General features: G+C 70.6%; 12 protein-coding genes. 10 read left to right on the forward strand and 2 right to left on the reverse strand.

The features are described 5' to 3' along the window. Positions 1–52: 52 nt before the first annotated feature. Both WMF17_RS01465 and WMF17_RS01470 read right to left on the reverse strand, forming a co-directional pair. Positions 53–1654, reverse strand: coding sequence for a PAS domain-containing protein (locus WMF17_RS01465; protein ID WP_437647628.1), 1602 nt, complete (start codon positions 1652–1654; stop codon positions 53–55). A gap of 220 nt (positions 1655–1874) precedes the next feature. Beyond that, a complete protein-coding gene (locus WMF17_RS01470; protein ID WP_437600172.1) occupies positions 1875–2165 on the reverse strand; it encodes a hypothetical protein in 291 nt (96 codons plus the stop codon). Between the two features lie 920 nt (positions 2166–3085). Here WMF17_RS01470 and WMF17_RS01475 point away from each other — a divergent pair. The 10 genes from WMF17_RS01475 to WMF17_RS01520 all read left to right on the forward strand — a co-directional run bounded on the left by WMF17_RS01475 (position 3086) and on the right by WMF17_RS01520 (position 19656). Then, positions 3086–4816: a DUF1592 domain-containing protein gene (locus tag WMF17_RS01475; protein WP_437600173.1), complete on the forward strand. Its 1731-nt coding sequence runs from the start codon at positions 3086–3088 to the stop codon at positions 4814–4816. 2 nt (positions 4817–4818) lie between these two features. Beyond that, positions 4819–6255, forward strand: coding sequence for a DUF1552 domain-containing protein (locus WMF17_RS01480; protein ID WP_437600174.1), 1437 nt, complete (start codon positions 4819–4821; stop codon positions 6253–6255). A 416-nt stretch (positions 6256–6671) separates the two neighbouring features. Next, complete coding sequence (locus WMF17_RS01485; protein ID WP_437600175.1) at positions 6672–7691, forward strand: sugar-binding protein; 1020 nt, start codon at positions 6672–6674, stop codon at positions 7689–7691. A gap of 2 nt (positions 7692–7693) precedes the next feature. After that, entirely contained in the window at positions 7694–9226 is a 1533-nt protein-coding gene (locus WMF17_RS01490) for a sugar ABC transporter ATP-binding protein (protein WP_437600176.1), read from the forward strand. Continuing rightward, positions 9223–10338, forward strand: a complete 1116-nt coding sequence (locus WMF17_RS01495) for an ABC transporter permease (RefSeq protein WP_437647630.1) — start codon at positions 9223–9225, stop codon at positions 10336–10338. The genes WMF17_RS01490 and WMF17_RS01495 overlap by 4 nt, the downstream gene beginning before the upstream one ends. A gap of 352 nt (positions 10339–10690) precedes the next feature. After that, a complete protein-coding gene (locus tag WMF17_RS01500; protein ID WP_437647632.1) occupies positions 10691–12448 on the forward strand; it encodes a sigma-54-dependent transcriptional regulator in 1758 nt (585 codons plus the stop codon). A gap of 53 nt (positions 12449–12501) precedes the next feature. Continuing rightward, on the forward strand, positions 12502–16659 hold the full coding sequence (locus tag WMF17_RS01505) for a TOMM system kinase/cyclase fusion protein (protein ID WP_437647634.1): 4158 nt from the start codon (positions 12502–12504) through the stop codon (positions 16657–16659). Positions 16660–16674: 15 nt separating this feature from the next. Next, positions 16675–17043, forward strand: a complete 369-nt coding sequence (locus WMF17_RS01510) for a hypothetical protein (protein ID WP_437600180.1) — start codon at positions 16675–16677, stop codon at positions 17041–17043. A 46-nt stretch (positions 17044–17089) separates the two neighbouring features. After that, positions 17090–18313 (forward strand): YcaO-like family protein, encoded by a 1224-nt coding sequence (locus tag WMF17_RS01515; RefSeq protein WP_437647635.1) that lies wholly within the window; start codon positions 17090–17092, stop codon positions 18311–18313. Beyond that, entirely contained in the window at positions 18310–19656 is a 1347-nt protein-coding gene (locus tag WMF17_RS01520; protein WP_437647637.1) for a TfuA-like protein, read from the forward strand. The genes WMF17_RS01515 and WMF17_RS01520 overlap by 4 nt, the downstream gene beginning before the upstream one ends. The last annotated feature ends 14 nt before the right edge of the window (positions 19657–19670 follow it).

The raw sequence follows: 19670 nt of genomic DNA on the forward strand, positions 1-19670 counted from the left end.
CGACACGCCTCTCCGCGTCGCCCTCGCGGAGGAGGGGGCGCGCCGTCCGCGCTCAGCGCCGCGCGGGCAGGGCGCGGAGGCAGACCTCGATCCCGGCGCGGAGGTTGCCGTGCGTCGTGACGCCGGAGAGGTCGACCCCGAGGCCGCAGATGGATTGGGCCACGGCGGGCCCGATGCCGGTGAGGACGCCGCTCGCGCCGAGCAGGCGGATCGCGCGGACGATGCGGACGAGGTGGTCGGCCGTCGCGGCGTCGACGCTCTCGAGGCCGGTGACGTCGATGATGGCGAAGCGAGCGCCTGTGCGCACGACCTCGTCGAGGAGCTTGCCGGTGACGTCGGACGCGCGCGCGTCGTCGAGCGCGCCGATGACGGGCACGGCGAGCACGCCCTCGGCGACCTGGAGGATGGGCGTGGACAGGGCGCGGATGAGCGCCTGCTGGCGCTGGATGACCGCGAGCTGATCGGCGATGGCCTCCTTCTGCAGCTCGAGCTCGGCGATGGTGGCGGCCATCTGCTCCTCGTGCTCCCGCTGGGCCGTGATGTCCGTGCCGATGGCGAGGACGTGCGCCGTGCCGTCCTGCTCGACGAGGGGCACCTTGATGATGGACATCCACCGCACCTTGCCGTTCGGGCGCGAGACGGGCTGAACCCGCGAGACCGGCTGCATGCGTGCGAGCACCTCCTGGTCCATCTCGCTGATGACGGAGAGCTCGGCGTGGGAGGGCGGCAGATCGGCGACGGTCTTGCCAACCGCCCCCTCCGGCGTGGTGTTGTACAAATCGGCGTAGCCCTTGCTGACGAGCTTCATCTTGCCGTCCCGATCCTTGACCGTGACGATGAGCGGGATGGTGTCGAGCACGAGGCGGATGAACTGCCGCTCGCGCTCGAGGGCGAGCTCTGTCTCCTTGATCTCGGTGGTATCGATCCGCAGGCCGACGACGCTGCCGTCGGCGAGGCGGCTGCTCTTGAGGGTGAGCCAGCGGTCTCCGAACCGCCGCATGTAGACCTCCCCGGAGCGGCGATGGTCCGCGAGGCGACCGGCGATCCACGCGTCTTCGCTGAGGCCGCTGTGGAGGTGGAGCCCGTTCCGGCAGCCCTCGCGGACGACGTCTTCGAACGTATTGCCTACCTGGATGGCGGCGGCACATTCGGGGTAGAGCGATCTGTACGTCGTGTTGAAGAAGCAGAGCCGCTCCTTGGTGTCGTAGATGACGAAGCCGACGTCGAGCGCCTCGACGGCCGCGTGCAGGCGCGCTCCTTGATCGCGCGCCGCCTGCTCGGCCCGGCGTTGCTCGGTCACGTCGCGCAGCGCGAGGAGCACGGCGGCGCACGCGCCCGCGGGGTCGACGAGCGGGCTGAGGCTCCCCTCGGCGAGGACGACGCGCTCGTTCGCGAGGTGGAGCGCGAGGTCGGGCGGCAGGGCGCGCGGGGCGCGATCGCGGAGCACCTGCTCGAGCAGCGCGCCGAGGGGCGGATCGGGCCGCAGGGCCTCATCGATCGGCGCTCCGCGCGCCGTCGCCCCGGACGTGGAGGCGAGGCGCTCGGCGGCGGGGTTCAGCGCCAGGATCCGACCGCTCTCATCGAGCAAGAGCAGCGGGTCGACGCTGCAGGTGAAGGCGAGCGAGTAAAGATCGACAGGAGCGTCGCTAGGCATCGGGAGGAGCGTAGATCAAGATCTCCTCAGGGTGTCGGCCTCGGTGACCCCGTGGCGCATCACAGGCAGCGAAGCTGCTGGCCGAGCTGGGCGTGGGCGCGAGCCCTTGAACCGCCGGTTCACGCGCTCGCGGACAATGTGGTCTATGTCGACCGCCTGTCCGACGCGCACCACGGGTCGTTCACGGCGCCACCCGAGCTCTTCGCCTCCACGACATCGCTCACGTGGACTCCCGCGAGGTCTGGATCTGGGTCCGAGGTGGCGTCGCGCGCCCCGTCCGCGTCATGTGGAGCTCGTACGTGAAGCCGAAGTCGTGCTCCCGCCCCTCGTTGCCCCACCCCTGATCGTCGATGGGGAAGAACTCCTCTCCCCAGAAGTGCCCGAAGCCGCGCTCGCTCGCCTTGAGAGGGACGACGTATGGAATCGGTACGTTGACCGTGGGGTCGTCTTGATACCACGGATAAAACGCCTCGGGCCCGGTCGTGTGATCCGTGCCCCCTGATGGGCACATAGACGGCGGTGGACGTGGACGAGGACGAGGCGGGCAACGGCGATGTCGTGGCGCCCATGTCGCGACCGAGGACGGCGATCTCGGGGGTGCACCCCGCGAGCGCCGTGCCCGTCGAGACAAGGACGGCCAGGAATCTCGGGGCGCCCGCGCGGGCCGCCGTGGGCTGGGACAGCTTCATCGAAATCGTCTCCTGTCGCATGAATGCCGCCGAGCTCACCGGTCCTTCAGGCAAACTCACGCGAGCGCGTCGTTTCGAGGGGCGCTGCGTCCTGCCTCGCAAGGGCGGGAGGGGGACGCGCCCGGCGGGGTAGCTGGCTGCGGCGCACCGTCACGGCCGCGCTGCAGGCGGAGCGCGCCGCGTTCATGGTCGACGTCGACAAAACTCGCCGGCGTCTCGTACCGGACGGTCTCGCAGGTCCTGCAGCACAGCCCTCACGCGCATCGCGACACGCAGGGGTCCATTTGGATTGACACCCGTCATGTGAACGTTCACAATCGACTCTCGAAGTATCCTTCTGCTTTGCCGCGGGTGGGGGGTGTCGTGCGCCTCCGGCGCCCTTCGTTCCTGGGATTGGGGTGGTTTTTTGCATTGATTTCGCTCGGCCGTCGCGGGCGCGGGCAGGGCGCGAGCTCGTGGGGGCTCGCTCGCGCCCTGCCCGCGCTGGGCTCGAGGTCTCACCTGCGACCCGCACGCGCACCGGTCCACTGGAATCTTGGAAGCACATAAGTAGCATCGTGGAGGTTGCCGTGCGTTCATATGCAGCGCAAATCGCTGCTCTCGTTGGATTGAGTAGGGTGGGTTGCGGCTCGTCGGATACGGCGCCCGTCCCGGGAACGTGGAGCACCTCGTCCGGGGCAGCGGCGGGCGGTCGGCGGGCAAACGGACACCCGCGCTGCGGGATAGGCTGGGAGGCTTGAACATGCATCGACCTCAGGTTTGGGATTGGATTCAGCGCGCGGCGTCCCCCGCCGTGGGGGAGGGGCAGGCCGCCCGGGAGCGCTCCGGCGGGCGACGCCGCTCGGCGTGGCTCGCCGCGTGCGCCTCGGCCCTCGTGGCGGCGGCGTGCACGGGCACCCTCGGGAGCAACGTCGACGAGCAACCCGGCGGCGAGCGACCCGGCGGCGAGCAACCCGGCGAGGACGCGCAGTGCGCGCCGCGGCTGGCGCGCCGCGTCGTGCTGCTCCCCGATCTGCAGTTCACGAATTCGGTGCGTGCGCTGCTCGGGGACGCCGCCGTGCGGGCCGATCAGGCGCCCGATGAGAGGACAAAGCCCTTCATGAAGAAGGGGATCGTCGTCGGCACATCGCTGGTGCGCACCCGGCTCGACGCGGCCGCTTACGCCGCGGAGAGCCTCGAAGGGCGCTTCGAGCAGGTGACCGGCTGCGCGACGGACGGGGATGACGCGTGCGCCCGCGACTTCCTGACCCGGTTCGCGGCGGAGGCGTTCCGGAGGCCGCTCGGGGCGATCGAGCTCGAGGACCTGTGGGGGGTGATCGAGCTCGGGAAGGAAGAGAGCTACGAGCGCGGCGTGATGCTCGCCGTCGAGGCCATCCTCGCGTCGCCCTCCTTCTCTTACCGGACGGAGCTCGGCGAGAAGGGAAGCGACGGCGTCGTGAGGTTGTCGCCGCACGAGCTCGCCAGCGAGCTCTCGTTCTTCCTCACGGACAACCCGCCGGACGTCGAGCTCATGGCCGCCGCCGACTCCGGGGCCATCCGCGACCCCGCAGAGGTGGCGCGGCAGACCGAGCGGCTGCTCGCGCTGCCGGCGACGCGGCGCAGCCTGAGCACCACGCTGCTCGCGGCGTGGGGGATCAGCAACCTGTTCGGCACGGTGAAAGACCCGGGGATGTTCCCCGAATACGGTCCCTTGCTCCAGGCGAGCATGTTCCACGAGACCGAGCTGTTCGTGGACGCGACCCTCTGGGGTCGCGGCGCCGATGTCTCCGAGCTGCTCACGTCGCGGGAGACGTTCGCGAACGAGCCGCTCGCCGAGGTGTACGGCGTCGAGCATACCGGTGCGCCGGAGGAGTTCGCGCCGGTCACCTTGCCCGCCGACCAGCGCGCCGGCCTGCTCACGCAAGCGAGCGTCCTCGCGACGCTCTCCCGCACGGACAACACGAGCGTGGTCGCGAGGGGGCTGTTCATTCGAGGCGCGCTGCTCTGCCTGCCGAAGCTCGCGTCGCCGCCGGAGACCCTCGCGGGCGCGGTCGCGGACCTGCTCAACGCCGACATGACCGAGCGAGAGCGCGCCGAGGCGCGCGCAGCGAACCGCACCTGCGGCGCATGCCACCGGGGGATCGACCCGCTCGGCTTGGCGCTCGAGAACTACGATCCGCTGGGTCGTTATCGAGAGACGCTCGACGGCGCGCCCATCGACGCGCGCATCGAGCTCGGGGGGATCCTCGGGCTGCACGAGAGCTACGCGAACGCTGTCGAGTTCGCCGGCGCGATCGCGCAAAGGGAGGAGTTCGCCGCGTGCCTCGCGCGGAACCTCATCACCTACGGCACCGACGACGAGCAGCTCTCGCCGGTCGACTGCCAGGTCGACGACGTGATCAAGGCGTTGCCGGAGGGCGCGCGCACCCTGCCCGCCATCGTGAAGGCCATCGCGAGCTCGAGCGCGCTCACCGAGCGCACCGAGGAGGAGTGACCATGAACCGCAATCTGCCCTATGTCTCGTCCCGCCGTCGCTTCCTCCAGGGCATCGGCGCCGCCGCGGGGATGTTCGCGATCCTCCGCGGCCTCGAGCGGACCGCGGAAGGCGCGCCGAGCCCGAAGCGGCTCCTCATCGTCCAGCGGCCCGTGGGCACCGTCTACGAGAGCTGGTGGCCGCAGGGGAACGGGACCAACTTCACGCTGTCCCGCATCCTGCGCCCGTTCGAGCCGGTGCGTGACCGGATGATCGTGATGCGCGACCTGAAGCTGCCTTACGAGGGGTCGGTCGGCGGCGGCCATGAGCGCGGGACCGTCCTGATGGCGACCGGCCAGCGGACCAAGCAGCTCTACCCCGGCAACGGCGGGGACGACCCCATGGCCGAGGGGGCGAGCGTCGACCAGCTGCTCGTGAAGCAGTCGGCCGATCTGCAGGGGACGCCGATCGCGTCGCTCCAGATCTCGTGCGACAAGCGCGCGGACACGCCGGAGGTGTCGACGCGCCACATGTCGTACTCCGGCCCGCGGAGCCCGATGACGCCGTACTACCAGCCGCTCGACGTCTATCAGCGGATGTTCGGCACGATGATGCCCGGGGGGCCGACGAGCGACAACCTCGAGGCGCTCGCCAGGGCGCGCCGGCAGAAGAAGAGCGTGCTCGACTTCGCGAGGAAGGACATCGGCCGGCTCCACGAGCTTGCGCCGAGCGCGCAGCGCGAGATGCTGGACGGCCACATGGAGGCGATCCGCGAGGTGGAAAAGGAGTTCGATGCCGACCCGCGCAACGCTGCGTTCTGCGGCATGGAGCAGCCGCCCGAGATCGTCAATGTGAGCGAGTACATCGACCCTTACAGCTCGTCGCACGTCGTGAGCGAGCGCGACGACGAGAAGCACGCGCGCATCGGCGCCCTGCACTTTGCCCTGATCAAGGCGGCCTTCCGGTGCGACCTGACGCGCGTGGTGACCTTCCAGTGGGCCCCGGGGACCAACCACGTGAGCTTCGGCGACCTGTGGCCGCCGGATTCGCGCATCTTCAAGGTCCATCACACGACGAGCCATGATCCCGACACGCGAGATACGCTCGAGTTCCTCACGCGCGTGGAGGAGTTCTACGCCAACAAAATGGTGGGGTTCCTGCAGGAGCTCGCGGCCACCCAGGACGTGAACGGCGGGACGCTGCTCGACAACACGCTCATCCCCTACGTGACCGAGGTCGGCACCCGCAAGCACAACTGGGACAACGTGCCCTGGCTGCTCTTCGGCGGCGCCAACACCGGGCTCCTCGGCGGGCGCGTGTGGGACAGCGGCGGTCGCGGCCTCCGCTCGACGAACGACCTGTGGATGGCGTGCGCGGGGGCGTTCGGCGTCCCGGACTTCGTTCTCGGGGATTCCGATCTCCACACGACGGCGCTCCCGGGCGTGTTCATGCCGGCTTGAGCGTCCAGGTCGCTGTAGCCTGGGTGTCGGACCGCACGGCTCGAGATGACCGCGGTGCGGCGCCCGCTCCTCTCGACGCGGCGCTCCGGAGGACCCGATGGCCTTGTCCTCCCTCGGGCTCGAGGATACCCATGGTCCTTCCAATGGAGTTGACACCGAAAATGTGAACGCTAACAATGCGCCCGGGCGGGCATCTCTTGGCCGCCTCCTGGGGGGACGTTTCTACTCCGGGAATCAATGATTCACCGCTTCACGGCGGAGTGAGAGAGGCGGCCATGCTCTGTTTCGGTGTCATCGGTACGGGCGGGGTCGCGCGTGGCTTCACGCGCGCGCTTCAGGGCAGTCAGCGTTGTCGGGTCGTGGACGCCACGCAGGGTGTCCACGCGCTCAAGAGTGAATCAGCAAGGAGACCTGCCGTGAAAGAGACGAAGTCCTGGGGCAACGGTTGGGCGATCGCAGCGCTCTCCCTGTTCGCGCTGCTCGCGATCACGGGGTGCGGCAAGACGACCGAGGGGACGGGCGCCGCGCCCGCCGAGGGGGCCGACTCGAAGCCGAAGACGGTGAAGCTCGCCTTCGTCACCAACAACGCGAGCGAGTTCTGGAAGATCGCTCAGGCAGGCGTCCGGAAGTATGAGCGAGAGAGCAAGGTCCAGGTCGACGTGAAGATGCCGCCGAACGGCACCACGGAGGAGCAGAACCAGATCCTCGAGAACCTCTCGAGTCAGGGCTACGACGCTATCGCCGTGAGCGCCATCGCGCCGGGCGATCAGGTCCCGGTGCTCAACAAGACGGCCGAGAAGAGCAAGCTCATCACGTTCGACTCGGACGCCCCGAAGTCGAACCGACTGCTCTACATCGGCACCAACAACTACGAGGCCGGCAAGGCGCTCGGCGCCCACATCGTGAAGCTCCTCCCGAGCGGCGGCAAGATGGCCGTGTTCGTCGGCATGCTGTCCGCGGACAACGCGAAGCAGCGCCTCCAGGGCATCCAGGACGCGATCGCCGGCAAGGACATCGAGATCGTCGACAAGCGCGAGGACAATACGGACCGCGCGAAGGCGCGCTCCAACGTGGAGGACATCATCAATGCGCACCCGGACCTGAAGCTCGTCGCAGGCCTGTGGTCCTACAACGGCCCGGCCATCGCGGCGGCCATCGAGGCGCTCGGGAAGAAGGGCAAGGTCCTCGCGGCCGTGTTCGACGAGGAAGAGGGGACGCTCGCGGCCATCGAGAGCGGCACGATCTCGGCCACGGTCGTCCAGAAGCCGTTTCAGTTCGGCTACATGGCGAGCAAGTGGGCGCATGAGCTCGCGACGAAGCCCGACGCGGCGATGGCGCAGATCCCGGCGAGCAAGGGCATCGACACCGGCATCGATGTGATCGAGAAGGCCAACGTGGCGGAGTTCAAGCAGAAGCTCGCCGAGATGAAGAGGTGAGCGTGGCCGCGGCGCTACCGAGCCTGCTCGCGATGAGCGCGATCAACAAGCGGTTCCCCGGCGTGGTGGCGCTCCAGGGCGTCTCTCTCTCGCTGAATCCGGGGGAGGTGCTCGCCCTGATGGGCGAGAACGGCGCCGGTAAGAGCACGCTGATGAAGATCCTCGGGGGCGCCCAGCAGCCCGACGAAGGCGAGATCCGGATCGGAGGGAAGCAGGTCACCCTCGAGAGCGTGCGCGCCGCCAAGCGCCTCGGCATCGCGCTCATCCACCAGGAGCTGATGCTGGCGCCGAACCTGGACATCGCCGCCAACATCTTCCTCGGCAACGAAGGCGGCGGGACCAGAACGCTCCTCCGTCCGCTGCCGAAGGGCGGCATGTACGCCCGCGCCCACGAGCTGCTTCAGCGCGTGGGCTTGGCGCTCCCGCCCTCGACCCCGGTGTCCGTGTTGACCGCCGGTCAGATGCAGATGGTCGAGATCGCCAAGGCGCTCGCCCTGGACGCGCGTATCATCATCATGGACGAGCCGACTTCGTCGCTGACGAGCGGTGAGTCCGAGCACCTCTTCCAGATCATCCGCAAGCTCCGGGCGGACGGTATCGGCATCGTCTACATCTCGCACCGGATGGAAGAGGTCATGGCGCTGGCGGACCGGGTGACGGTCCTGCGCGATGGCCGCCACGTCGGCGACCTCGCGCGCGCAGAGGCGACGCACGAAAAGATCGTCGCCATGATGGTGGGCCGCGAGCTGAGCACGCATTACTTCCCGCAGAGACGGCCGCGGAGGTCGACCGAGCCCGTGCTGGTGGTCGACGGCCTCGTCGTGCCCGGCGCGCCGGCGCCGATCTCCTTCTCGGCCGAGCGCGGGGAGATCCTCGGCTTCGCCGGCCTGGTCGGCTCGGGCCGCACCGAGCTCATGCAGACGATCTTCGGGGTTGCTCCTGCGCTCGGCGGGCGCATGACGCTCGAGGGCGAGGCGTTTGCTCCTCGAAGACCCAGGGACGCCATCGACCGCGGCGTCTACCTGGCGCCGGAGGATCGCAAGCGGCACGGCCTCGTGCTGCCGCTCAGCGTCGCAGAGAACACCTCCCTGCCCAGCATCGGCAACTACAACCGCTGGGGCTTCTTGGACAGGAAGACGGAGCGCCGCGTCGCCGAATCGGAGGTGAAGCGGTTGCGGACGAAGACGCCTGGCATTCGTCAGAGCGTCGCGAACCTCTCCGGCGGAAACCAGCAGAAGGTGGTGCTCGGAAAATGGCTGGCCATGAGCCCGCGCGTGCTCATCGTGGACGAGCCGACACGCGGGATCGACGTCGGCGCCAAGGCCGAGATCTATCGCCACATGGCCGCCCTCGCGGATGAAGGCATCACGATCTTGATGGTCAGCTCGGACATGGGAGAGATCATCGGAATGAGCGATCGCGTCGCCGTCATGCACGAGCGGCGCATCAAGGGGGTGCTGCCGCGGGAGCGGCTCAGCCAGGAGCGGGTCGCGACGTTGATGACGGGCCACGCCGGAGTGGAGGCTTTGTCGTGAGGCGCGAGCTTGGCATGACCATCGCGCTCGTCGTGATGTGCCTGGGGCTCTACATCTCGAACCCGGACTTTCTCGGGCAGTCGAACTCGATCAACACCCTGCGGCAGATCTCGATGCTCGGGATCTTCGCGATCGGCATCGGCTTCGTCATCATCACCGGCGGCATCGATCTGTCGATCGGGTCCGTGATCGGCCTGACGGGCGTCCTGATCGCGAAGCTCTCGTCGAGCCAGGTCGGCGGCCTGGGCTACTCGTTGTGGATCGGCATTCCGGTGGCGCTCGGCGTGGCGCTGCTGATCGGCCTCGGCCAGGGGCTCCTGATCACGCGGCTCAAGCTGCAGCCGTTCATCGTCACGCTCGGCGGCATGCTGTTCTTGCGCGGGGTCTCGCAGACCATCGCCGAGGGCGGCACCCTGAGCCTCGGGGGCTCGCCGCTGCTCCACCTCGCGAACGGCGGGCTGCTCAACGTCGGCAGCGACGCGCTCGTCCCGTATCCGTTTCTGATCTTCCTCGCCGTGATCGGCCTCTCGACCTACGCGCTGCACTTCACGGTGTTCGGGCGTTACGTTTATGCGATCGGCGGCAACCGCGACGCAGCGGAGTACTCCGGCATCAACGTGAAGCGGGTGGAGGCGTCCACCTACATGATCTCGGCGGGCCTCGGCGGCATCGCTGGCGTCTGCTACGCGTCGTACATCGGGCAGATGTCGCAGCAGGTCGGCGTCGCGTACGAGATGTACGCGATCGCCGCGGCCGTGCTCGGCGGCTGCTCGCTTCGCGGCGGTGAAGGCACGGTGCTCGGCATCGTCATCGGCTCCGCGGTGATGCGCGTCATCGACAACGGCATCAACATGTTCCAGCTGCCGTACGAGGACGCGGACGGCATACGACGCATCTGGCGCCTGGACCCGAACTGGACGTTCATCATCATCGGCGCCGTGATCCTCGTCGCCGTCATCCTCGACCAGATCGTGCACATGGTGCAGACAAAACGGCGCACCCGGCGTGCCTCCGCGGGAGCCGCCGAGGCGGCGCCGAGCCTCCAGGCGGTCGCGGCCTTCAGCGCGGCGGAGTCGCCGGTCGCGCGAGCGCCCGATCGTGAGAACGTCTGAGCCCTCCGGTTCGTACGTCGTCGCACAACGATGAGGCGGCCCCGGGGTCAAGGGGACGCTCGTCTCGGACTTGCGCGCTGGCCTCGGTATCGGGGACGTGCCGTTCCTCGCCGGGGATCTCCTCTATTCGGGGCCGTGCGCAAACCACAAGTCGCTGGCGACCGCTGATTCGAATCCTTTCGGACCCGTGGCGGCTCCCGTGCTCCCTCGGGCAGGACGCAGGCGCTGCCACACCGCTTCCGGGTCGAGAGGGGGCTCGCGTCCCGCCCGGACGCGCTGCGTCCGCGGGAGACGCCAGCCTGCTCGTTCCACCTGGACCCGCCCCCGTTCTCCTGCTTATCTGCTCCGTACCGTGACCGTATCCCGTGACGAGATCTTCATCTCGCTCGTCCCCCGCCTCGTGTCGGCCACGTACTTTGACGAAGCTGCCACAGCGGTCCTCCAAGCCATGTTCGCCTGCGTCGAGGAGGCGCTCGCCGACAGCCCGTTCGCCGGCCGCGCTCGGATCCTGCGCGGCGTCGTCCACCTCCGCCCCGAGGGCAGCTACCTGCGCCTCTTCGGCATCGACCGCTCGAGCGGCGCGCGCATCGAAGGCACCGGCTATCTCACCTCCGGCAGCGTCTGGAGCTGGATCGAGAAGCACCGCTGTTCGGTCTCGATCGACGTCCAGCGCGCCTCGCTCCGCTCCTGGATGCCAGACGGGGCGATCGAGCTCCGCGACCCGTCGGAGGCGGCCGGTATGCCCGGCGACGCGACGCGCAGGCGCATGCTCGATCGCGATGCGACCCACGTCCATGTCGTCCCGCTGCGCGCGCCCGGCGGCTGCGTCGACGGCATGATCACCCTCGAGGCGAGCTCCAGGGGGGCCGTCGGACGGGAGCTCCCCTGGGCGGAGTGCTACGAGGGGCTGGAGATCCTCGCCAGCATCGCCGGGGCGTTCATCGCCGCCCGCGCGCTGCCGCTTCGCGCGGACGAGCCGGCGAGCCCGGACGAGTTCCTGCCGGTCGTCGGTCAGAGCACCGCGCACCTGGTCGAGCTGCTCCGCGCCTTCGCCCCGAGGGACGACACCATTCTGATCACCGGCCCGACCGGCGCTGGAAAATCCAGGCTCGCGCGGTGGTGCCACGAGCACTCGCAGCGCCGGGGCCAGCCCTTCGAGTCGCTGGACCTCCTCGGGGTGCCCGAGGACCTGCAGATGGCCGAGCTGTTCGGCTGGAAGCGGGGCGCCTTCACCGGCGCGATCAAGGACAACCCAGGCGCGGTCGCCCGCGCCGCGAAGGGCACGCTCTTCCTCGACGAGATCGACAAGCTCTCGCTCAAGGCCCAGGCGGGCCTCCTGCGCTTCATCGAGGAGCGCGCCTACCGGATGCTGGGCGATGACGGGGCGGGGGAGCGCCGCGCCGACGCGCGCCTCCTCGTCGGCACCAACGCCGATCTGCGCGCCGCCGTGCGCGCCGGCCGCTTCCGCGAGGACCTGTACTACCGCATCAACGTCCTGCCGGTGCGGCTGCTCCCGCTCGCCGAGCGGCTCGACGAGCTCCCGCGCTGGGCCGATTACATGTTGAACCGGCGCCACCAGGAGGCCGACGGCAAGGGCACGGCGCGCTTCGAGCCCGAAGCCATGAAGCTCCTCGTGTCCGCGCCCTGGCCGGGCAACCTGCGGCAGCTCGACAACATCGTCCGGCGCGCTTACGCGCTCCAGCTCGCGGGGCAGAGCGGCCTCGGGGGCGATCTCGTGATCCAGCGGCGCCACGTCGAGCGCGCGCTCACCTTCGACACCGACGCCGAGCCGAGCGCGCTGGTCAAGCTGCTCTGGCGGGCGGCGCTCAGCTTCGTGAACGAGGCCGAGCGACGCCGGGGCGGCGGCGCCCCGCTCCCGCTCGAGGCGACCGACGCCTTCCGGGGCATGGTCCTGGGCGCGGCGGTGCAGCGGGCGGGCAACCGCGACGATGGCTTCACGCTGCTCGGCCAGGAGCCGCTGCTCAAGAACCGCAACCACCACCGGACGCTGCGCCGCGAGCTCTCGCGGGTGCGCGAGGTCCTGGACGTGCTTGGGGGTGATGTCGACCCGGATCTCCAGGCGGTGCTCGACGCCGACAGGGATCCCTGACGGAGCGAGGTGCCGGCGCGCTCCGAGCGCCTCCGGCGACCCTGAGATCGAGCATGCAGCGCTACGTTGCAACCGGTGCAGCACCCGTCCCAGGCACCACGTTCGCGGGGCAGTACGAGATCCTGGCCAAGCTCGGCGAGGGCGGCTTCGGCGTGGTGTACAAGGCCCGCCAGCTCACCACCGGGCAGCCGATCGCCTTGAAGATCCTGCGCCTCGCCGAGCAGGGGGGCGTCGCGCAGGCCGACAGGCGGGTCACGCGCTTCCTGCGCGAGACGCGGCTCTGCGCCCAGCTTCACCATCCCAACATCGTCCAGCTCGTCGATTCGGCGCAGATCGCGGATGGGACCCTCTACACAGCGTTCGCCTTCGCGCCCGGCGACAACCTCGCCGCGCTGCTCGAGCGAGAGGGCGCGCTCGCGCCGTCCGAGGCGCGGCACCTGATGCTCCAGGTGCTCGACGCCCTCGCCTGCGCCCACGCGGCGGGCGTCGTCCACCGCGACCTCAAGCCCAGCAACATCATGGTGATCCCCACGGGCGCCCGCCGCAACGCGCTGGTGCTCGACTTCGGGATCGGCGCCGCGCTCGACGACGATCGCTCCGCGCGCCTGACCGGCAGCCACGACGCGCTGGGCACGCCGGGCTACGGCGCGCCGGAGCAGTGGCGCGGCGCCGAGCCTTCACCGCGCGCGGATCTGTTCTCGTGGGGCCTCGTGTTCCTCGAGTGCCTGACGGGCAAGCCGGTGTACGGCGGCACGGAGGCCGAGATCTTCTATCGGCTGCTCGGCCCCGACGCCGTCCCGATCCCCGCCGCGCTCGAGCGCCACCCCCTCGGTGACCTGCTCGCCCGCGCTCTCCGCAAGGACGAAGGCGCGCGCGATGTCGACGCCCGTGGGCTGTTCGAGGCGCTCGAGGCCTGCAGCCTGCGCGGCGTGTCGCGCGAGGCGATGCTCGGCGCCGGCGGCTCCCCGTCCGGCGGGGACACGCGGTCGCTCTCCTCGATCGCGACGGTCGCCACGTCGCCCGACCGGCGGAGGGCGCCCGCGCTCGACGGCGAGCGCCGGCAGCTGACGGCGCTCTGCTGTCACGTGAGCGCGCGCGCCGCCGCCGCGCAGGCCCTCGACGTCGAGGCGCTGGACGATCCCCTGCGCTCGGCGCTCGCGCTCTGCGCAGGCGTCGGGCGCCGCCACGGGGGGTACGTGGCCGCGGCGCTCGGCGCCGATCTGCTGATCTACTTCGGCTACCCCAGCGCGGCGGAGGACGACGCCAAGCGCGCCGCCCGCGCGGCGCTGGCGATGGCCGGCGCCGTCCAGGCCGAGGACGAGCGGTTCGCCGCGCAGGGCGCCCTGATCGAGGTGAGCGTCGGCCTCCACACCGGTCCGGTCGTCGACGGGAGCCTGGGGGATCTCGAGGGCGCGTGCCTCGTCGCCGGCAGCACGCCGCGGCTCGCCGCGCAGCTCGCCTCGCTGGCGCCGCCGGGATCCGTGACGGTCGGCGCCGCGTCGCAGACGTTGCTGCGGGTCTCCTTCGACCTCGAGAGCGAAGGGGCCCGATCCATCGAGGGGATCGCGGCGCCGGTGGAGACCTTCCGCCTCCGGCAGGAACACGGCGACGCGGCGGGGTGGCCGACCCCCGACGGATCGAGGGCGCCGCTGTACGGCCGAGCTCAAGAGCTCGGGCTCCTCGTGGAGCGGTGGCGCCGCGCGTGCGAGGGGGTGGGCCACGCGAGCCTCATCATGGGCGAGGCCGGCATCGGCAAGAGCTGCCTGGCGCGCGCGCTGCGCCGCCGGCTGGCGCACGAGCCCCACACGTTCCTCGAAGCGCGGTGCTCGCCCGATACGCGAAATAGCCCCCTCCGTCCGGTTGTCGATCTCATCGAGCGCGCCTTCGGGCTCGATCAGGAGCTCGACGCGGGCCGCAAGATCGCGCGGCTCGCCGGGGAGCTCGCCGGCCACGGCTTCACGCCGGCCGAGGCCATGCCGCTCTTCTTGCCGCTGTTCTCCCTGCCCATCGGCGCGCCGTACGCATCGCTCGACGCCTCGGCGCAGCGGCAGAAGGAGCTGACGCTCCAGGCCATCGCGTCGCTGCTCCTCGCCATGGCGGACGCGCGGCCGGTCCTCCTGCTGGTCGAAGATTTGCATTGGGCCGACCCCACCACGATGGAGTTCCTCGGCCAGCTCGTCCGCGAGGCGATCACGGTCCCCCTGTGCGTCATCATGACGGCGCGCCCGGCGTTCTCGCCGTCGTTCTCGACGGCCGATGTGCTGTTGCTCCCGCTGAGCCGCCTGGAGCGCTCGCCGATGGAGGAGATGCTCGCCGGGCTCCTGGGCCACAAGGCGCTGCCTCCCGTCGTGATCGAGCAGGTGGCGGAACGCGCCGACGGGGTGCCCCTCTTCGCGGAGGAGCTGCTCCGGATGATGGTCGACTCGGGGCTCCTCGTGGAGCGGGAGGATCGCTACGAGCTCACCGGGCCGCTGTCGGGCGCGGCGATCCCGGGGACGCTGCGGGCGCTGCTCACGGCGCGCCTGGATCGGCTCGCGCGCGCCAAGGAGACGGCCCAGCTCGCGGCGGCGCTGGGGCGGGAGTTCAGCGTCGAGGAGCTCTCGGCCGCGAGCTCGCTCGGCCCGGCGGCGGTGGCGGAAGATCTGGAGCGCCTGATGCGGGCTGGGCTCGTGCTGCGCAGGCGGCGGGGCAAGGAGGCGGTGGGGATGTTCAAGCACGCGCTGGTGCGGGATGCGGCGTACGAGTCGCTGTCCACCGGCGCGCGGTGGAGGGTCCACGCGCGCATCGCTGCGACGCTGGAGGAGCGGTTTCCGGAGGTGGTCCGGACGCGGCCGGATCTGCTCGCCCATCACCACGCGGCGGCGGAGCAGAAGCGGGAGGCCGTGGGCTACGCGCAGAGGGCGGCGCAGGCGGCGCTGGCTCGGTCGGCGTACGCGGAGGCGATCTCCGGGGCCAGGCAGGCCATCGAGTGGCTGCCGGCCATAGCGCAGGAGCACGAGCGAGCCGAGATGGAGCTCGGGCTGAATGGCATCATCATGCCGGCGCTGATCACGACCAAGGGCTGGTCGGCGCCAGAGGTAAAGAGAATTTACGAACGCGCCATCGAGCTCGCCACGCAGACCGGCGAGCAGGAGCGGGGGAGCCAGGCCCTGCACGGCATGGCCATGTTCACGCTGTTCCGCGGCGATCTCACGGCAGCCAGGGACATCGCGAGCCAGTGCGCGAGGCTGGCGGAGGACATGAATGACGTCGTCGCCCTCGCGCAGGCGTCGCTCATCCTGGCGAACGTGACCACGTGGCTGGGGGACCACGACGCGGGCGAGCCTCACCACCAGCGTGTCATCGAGCTTTACCAGCCGGCGCAGCTGCCCGTCTACATGGCGCGTTATGGCTGGAACCCGAGCATCGTCGTGCGCGTGACCCACGCCATGAGCGCGTGCATTTGCGGCGAGCCGGATCGCGCGGTGCGGATCTACGAGGACGCGATCGCGGCGGCGGAGGCGACGGGGCACCCCTTCACCATCGCCATCGCCTATCAGATCGGCGCGTGGATCCACCACCTGAGGCGCGAGGTGGCCGACACGCAGCGGTACGCCGACGCGCTGGGGAAGGTCGCGGCCGAGCATGGATTCCCCGCGTTCATGGTGCTCGCCGACGCGCTGGGGGGCTGGGCCATGGTCCATACGGGACAGGCGGAGCAGGGGCTCCAGCGCGTCCGAGCCGCCATCGCGCGCTGGCGGCGAATGGGCTCGGGGATGGTCACCACCTTCTACGCCACGCACCTCGCTGACGCCTGCCTGGCCGCCGGCGACATCGAGGGCGCCCGCGAGGCGCTCGACGAGGCGCTCGGCGAGGCGTTCACGACACAGGAGCGCTGCTACCATCCCGAGCTCTACCGGCTGCTCGGCGAGGTGTGGCGGGCCAGGGGAGACGCAGGGCAGGCGGAGGCCGCGCTCGCGCGCGCGAGGGACATGGCCGAGGCGCAGGGCGCCCGGCTCTTCGCGCTGCGCGCGCAGGCGGGTCTCGTGCGCCTGCGCAGGGCTGAAGGGCGCGTGGAGCTCGACGACATCGAGCGGCTCCGCCGGCTCCGGTCGGGCATCACCGGCATCCCGGACGCCCGCGAGGCCGACGCGCTGCTGTCGTGGGGCGCCGGCCCACCGAGCACCGGCGAGGGCTCCGGGGCATCTACGACAGGGCAGCAACCGACGTGACATAAGGAGGATACGATGAAGGATGAGAGCGCAACCAGCGGGGCAGAGGAGAACACGAAGGTCGATCGAGATGCGCCGGACGACCAGTGTTGGGGTTTCAACATGATCGTCGCCGTGCCGAACAAAGCGGGCACCGAGACCCTGTATTACGAGGTGTCATCGGACGTGCTGACGAAGCGGCGCAACCGCAGGCCGGCAGATTCGGTGCAATCGTGGTGCACGGAGCTGGTCGATATGGGCGCGCAGATAGGACACGTGGCGGACGAGCCGGATGTCGAGCAGCTGGTCGATGCGGACGCGCAGACGGGGCAAAAGAAGGTACCGGTGTCCACGGACTTCTGCGGCACCTACCTGGTCAACCTGACCAGCTTCAGGCGCCGGTAGCCGTGGGTGCCTGAGCGCGCGCCGCTCGCTGCGAGAGCCCGACGACATGACCCGGCCCTCCACGCACAAGACGTTTCTCCGGGGCACGCACCGCCTTGTCAGCCCCGCGGAGACCGTCGAGCGGGTGCTCCCGATGACGCGCGCCATGGGGATCACCCGGGTCGCCGACGTCACCGGGCTGGACGTCGTCGGGATCCCGGTGGTGATGGTGTGCCGGCCCAACGCCCGATCCGTGTCGGTCTCGCAGGGAAAAGGGCTCGCCATCGACGCGGCGCGCGCGTCCGGGCTGATGGAGGCCATCGAGCAGTGGCACGCCGAGCACATCCTGCAGCCGCTGCTCTTCTGCACCGCCGCGGAGCTCTCGGCGCGGCGCCGCCTCGTCGACCTCGCCGGGCTGCCGCGGCTCTCGATCGGCTCCTTCCACCCCCATCACAAGATGCTCTGGATCGAGGGCGAAGACATCATGAGCGGCGGCCCACTGTGGGTGCCGCTCGAGGTGGTCCACGCCGACTACACAGTGCCGCTCCCGCCCGGCAGCGGGTGCTTCTTGACCACGTCGACGGGGCTCGCCTCGGGCAACCACCGGCTCGAGGCCGTGCTCCACGGGCTCTACGAGGTTATCGAGCGCGACGCGGTGGCGCTGTGGCGCGCGGCCGGGCCGGCGCGCCGCGCGCGGACGCGCCTGGACCTCGGCACCGTGGACGATCCGACCTGCCGCGATGTGCTGGCCCGCTTCGCTCGTGCCGACATCGCGGTGGGCGTGTGGGACGCGAGCAGCGATATAGGGCTGCCTGTCTTCGTGGCGGAGATCGTCGACCGCGTGCCTCACCCGGGCCGCGTCCTTTACGTGAGCGGCGGTCAGGGGTGCCACCGCTCCCGCGCCGTCGCCCTCGCGCGCGCCCTGACCGAGGCCGCCCAGAGCCGCCTGACCGCCATCGCGGGGGCGCGCGACGACGTCGACCGGACCTCGTATGAGCTGTTCCGGTCGCCGCCGCACATCGCCGCGGCGCGCGCGGAGATCGAGCGGTTCGAGGGGCCGTGGCGCTCCTTCGGCGCCGCGAGCGACGGGTTCAGCGAGCGCTTCGACGAGGATCTCGCCGCGGTGCTCGCGGCGCTGCGCGGCGCCGGGCTCGGCCAGGTAGCGGTCGTGGATCTCACGCGGCCCGAGCTCGGGCTGCCCGTCGTCCGCGTCGTCGTGCCCGGGCTGGAGAGCATGTGGGATGCCCCCGGGTACACGCCTGGACCGCGCGCGCAGGCGGCGTCGTCGTGATCGTCCTGTTCACCGGGCCCAGCCTGCCGCCCGCCGAGGTGCCCGCGCTCCCGGAGCTGCGGGTCTTGCCGCCCGTCGCCCAGGGAGACGTCTACCGGGCCGCGCGCGAGCGGCCGTGGGGGATTGGCATCGTGGACGGCTTCTTCGAGCGCGTCCCGGCGGTCTGGCACAAGGAGATCCTCTGGGCGATGTCCCAGGGCGTCCATGTGTTCGGGGCATCGAGCATGGGCGCGCTCCGGGCCGCCGAGCTGGCCGACTTCGGCATGGTCGGGGTGGGCCGGATCTTCGAGCAATTTCGTTCGGGCGCGCTCGACGCCGACGATGAGGTCGCGCTCGCGCACGCCTCCGCCGAGGAGGGCTATCGGCGCACGTCGGAGGCCCTCGTCAACATCCGCGCGACGCTCGCCGCCGCCGTCGAGGCGACGATCTGCGATCCGGCGCTCGCCGAGCGGCTCGTCGCCATCGCCAGGGCCCTGTTCTACCCCGATCGCACCTGGCCAGCGGTGCTCCAGGCGGCCCGGGCCGCGCAGGAGGCCCCGGACATGCTCGACGCGCTGAAGCGGTGGCTCCCCGTCGGGCGCGTGGACCAGAAGCGCCTCGACGCGCTCGCCCTGCTCGAGGCCATGCAGGCCGCCCGCGCCCGGCATCGAGGACCGCTCGAGCCCGGCTTCGTCTTCCAGCGTACCGACGTCTGGGAGCGGGCCGTCGAGCGCATGCGTGCGACCCGGCTCGACCTCGACCCCGGCGCGGACTTCGACGCGCTGCTCGACGAGCTGCGCCTGCTCGGGGACGAGCCGCTCTACACCCTCGCGGTCCAGGGCGCCCTGCTGCGCGGCCTCGCCGAGGAGGCGGCGGAGCGCAACGGGGTGAAGATCGGCCCTGCACACCTCGAACGCACGGCCATGGAGTTCCGGCGCGAGCGAGGGCTGTTCACCGGGCCGTCGACCCGCGCGTGGCTCGGCGAGCAGGGGCTCGACGCCAGGTCCTTCGCCGACATGATGGCGCGAGAAGCGAAGCGCCGCTGGACGGCCGCCGTGTGCGAGCCGGAGGTCCGCCGTCACCTCGTCGACCAGCTGCGCGCCATGGGCTGCTACGGGCGTCTCGCGCAGCAGGCTCGCGCCAAGCAGGCGGTGATGGAGCGTGAGGGGCTGGACGCTCTGGATCTGGCGGGCAGCGGCGTGGACGACGCGGACGCGCTGTGGCGGTGGTATTTCACCGAGCGGCTCGGCAAGCCGGTTCCCGAGGATCTGGAGACCTATGCCGCGCGCCTCGGCTTCGCGGGCGTGGGAGCGCTGCTCCGATCGGTGCTGATCGAGCGCTGGTGCGCGGAGCTCCAGCCTTGACGGACGGGCGCCGA

The organism is Sorangium sp. So ce362, assembly GCF_051519845.1.
Taxonomy (GTDB): domain Bacteria; phylum Myxococcota_A; class Polyangia; order Polyangiales; family Polyangiaceae; genus Sorangium.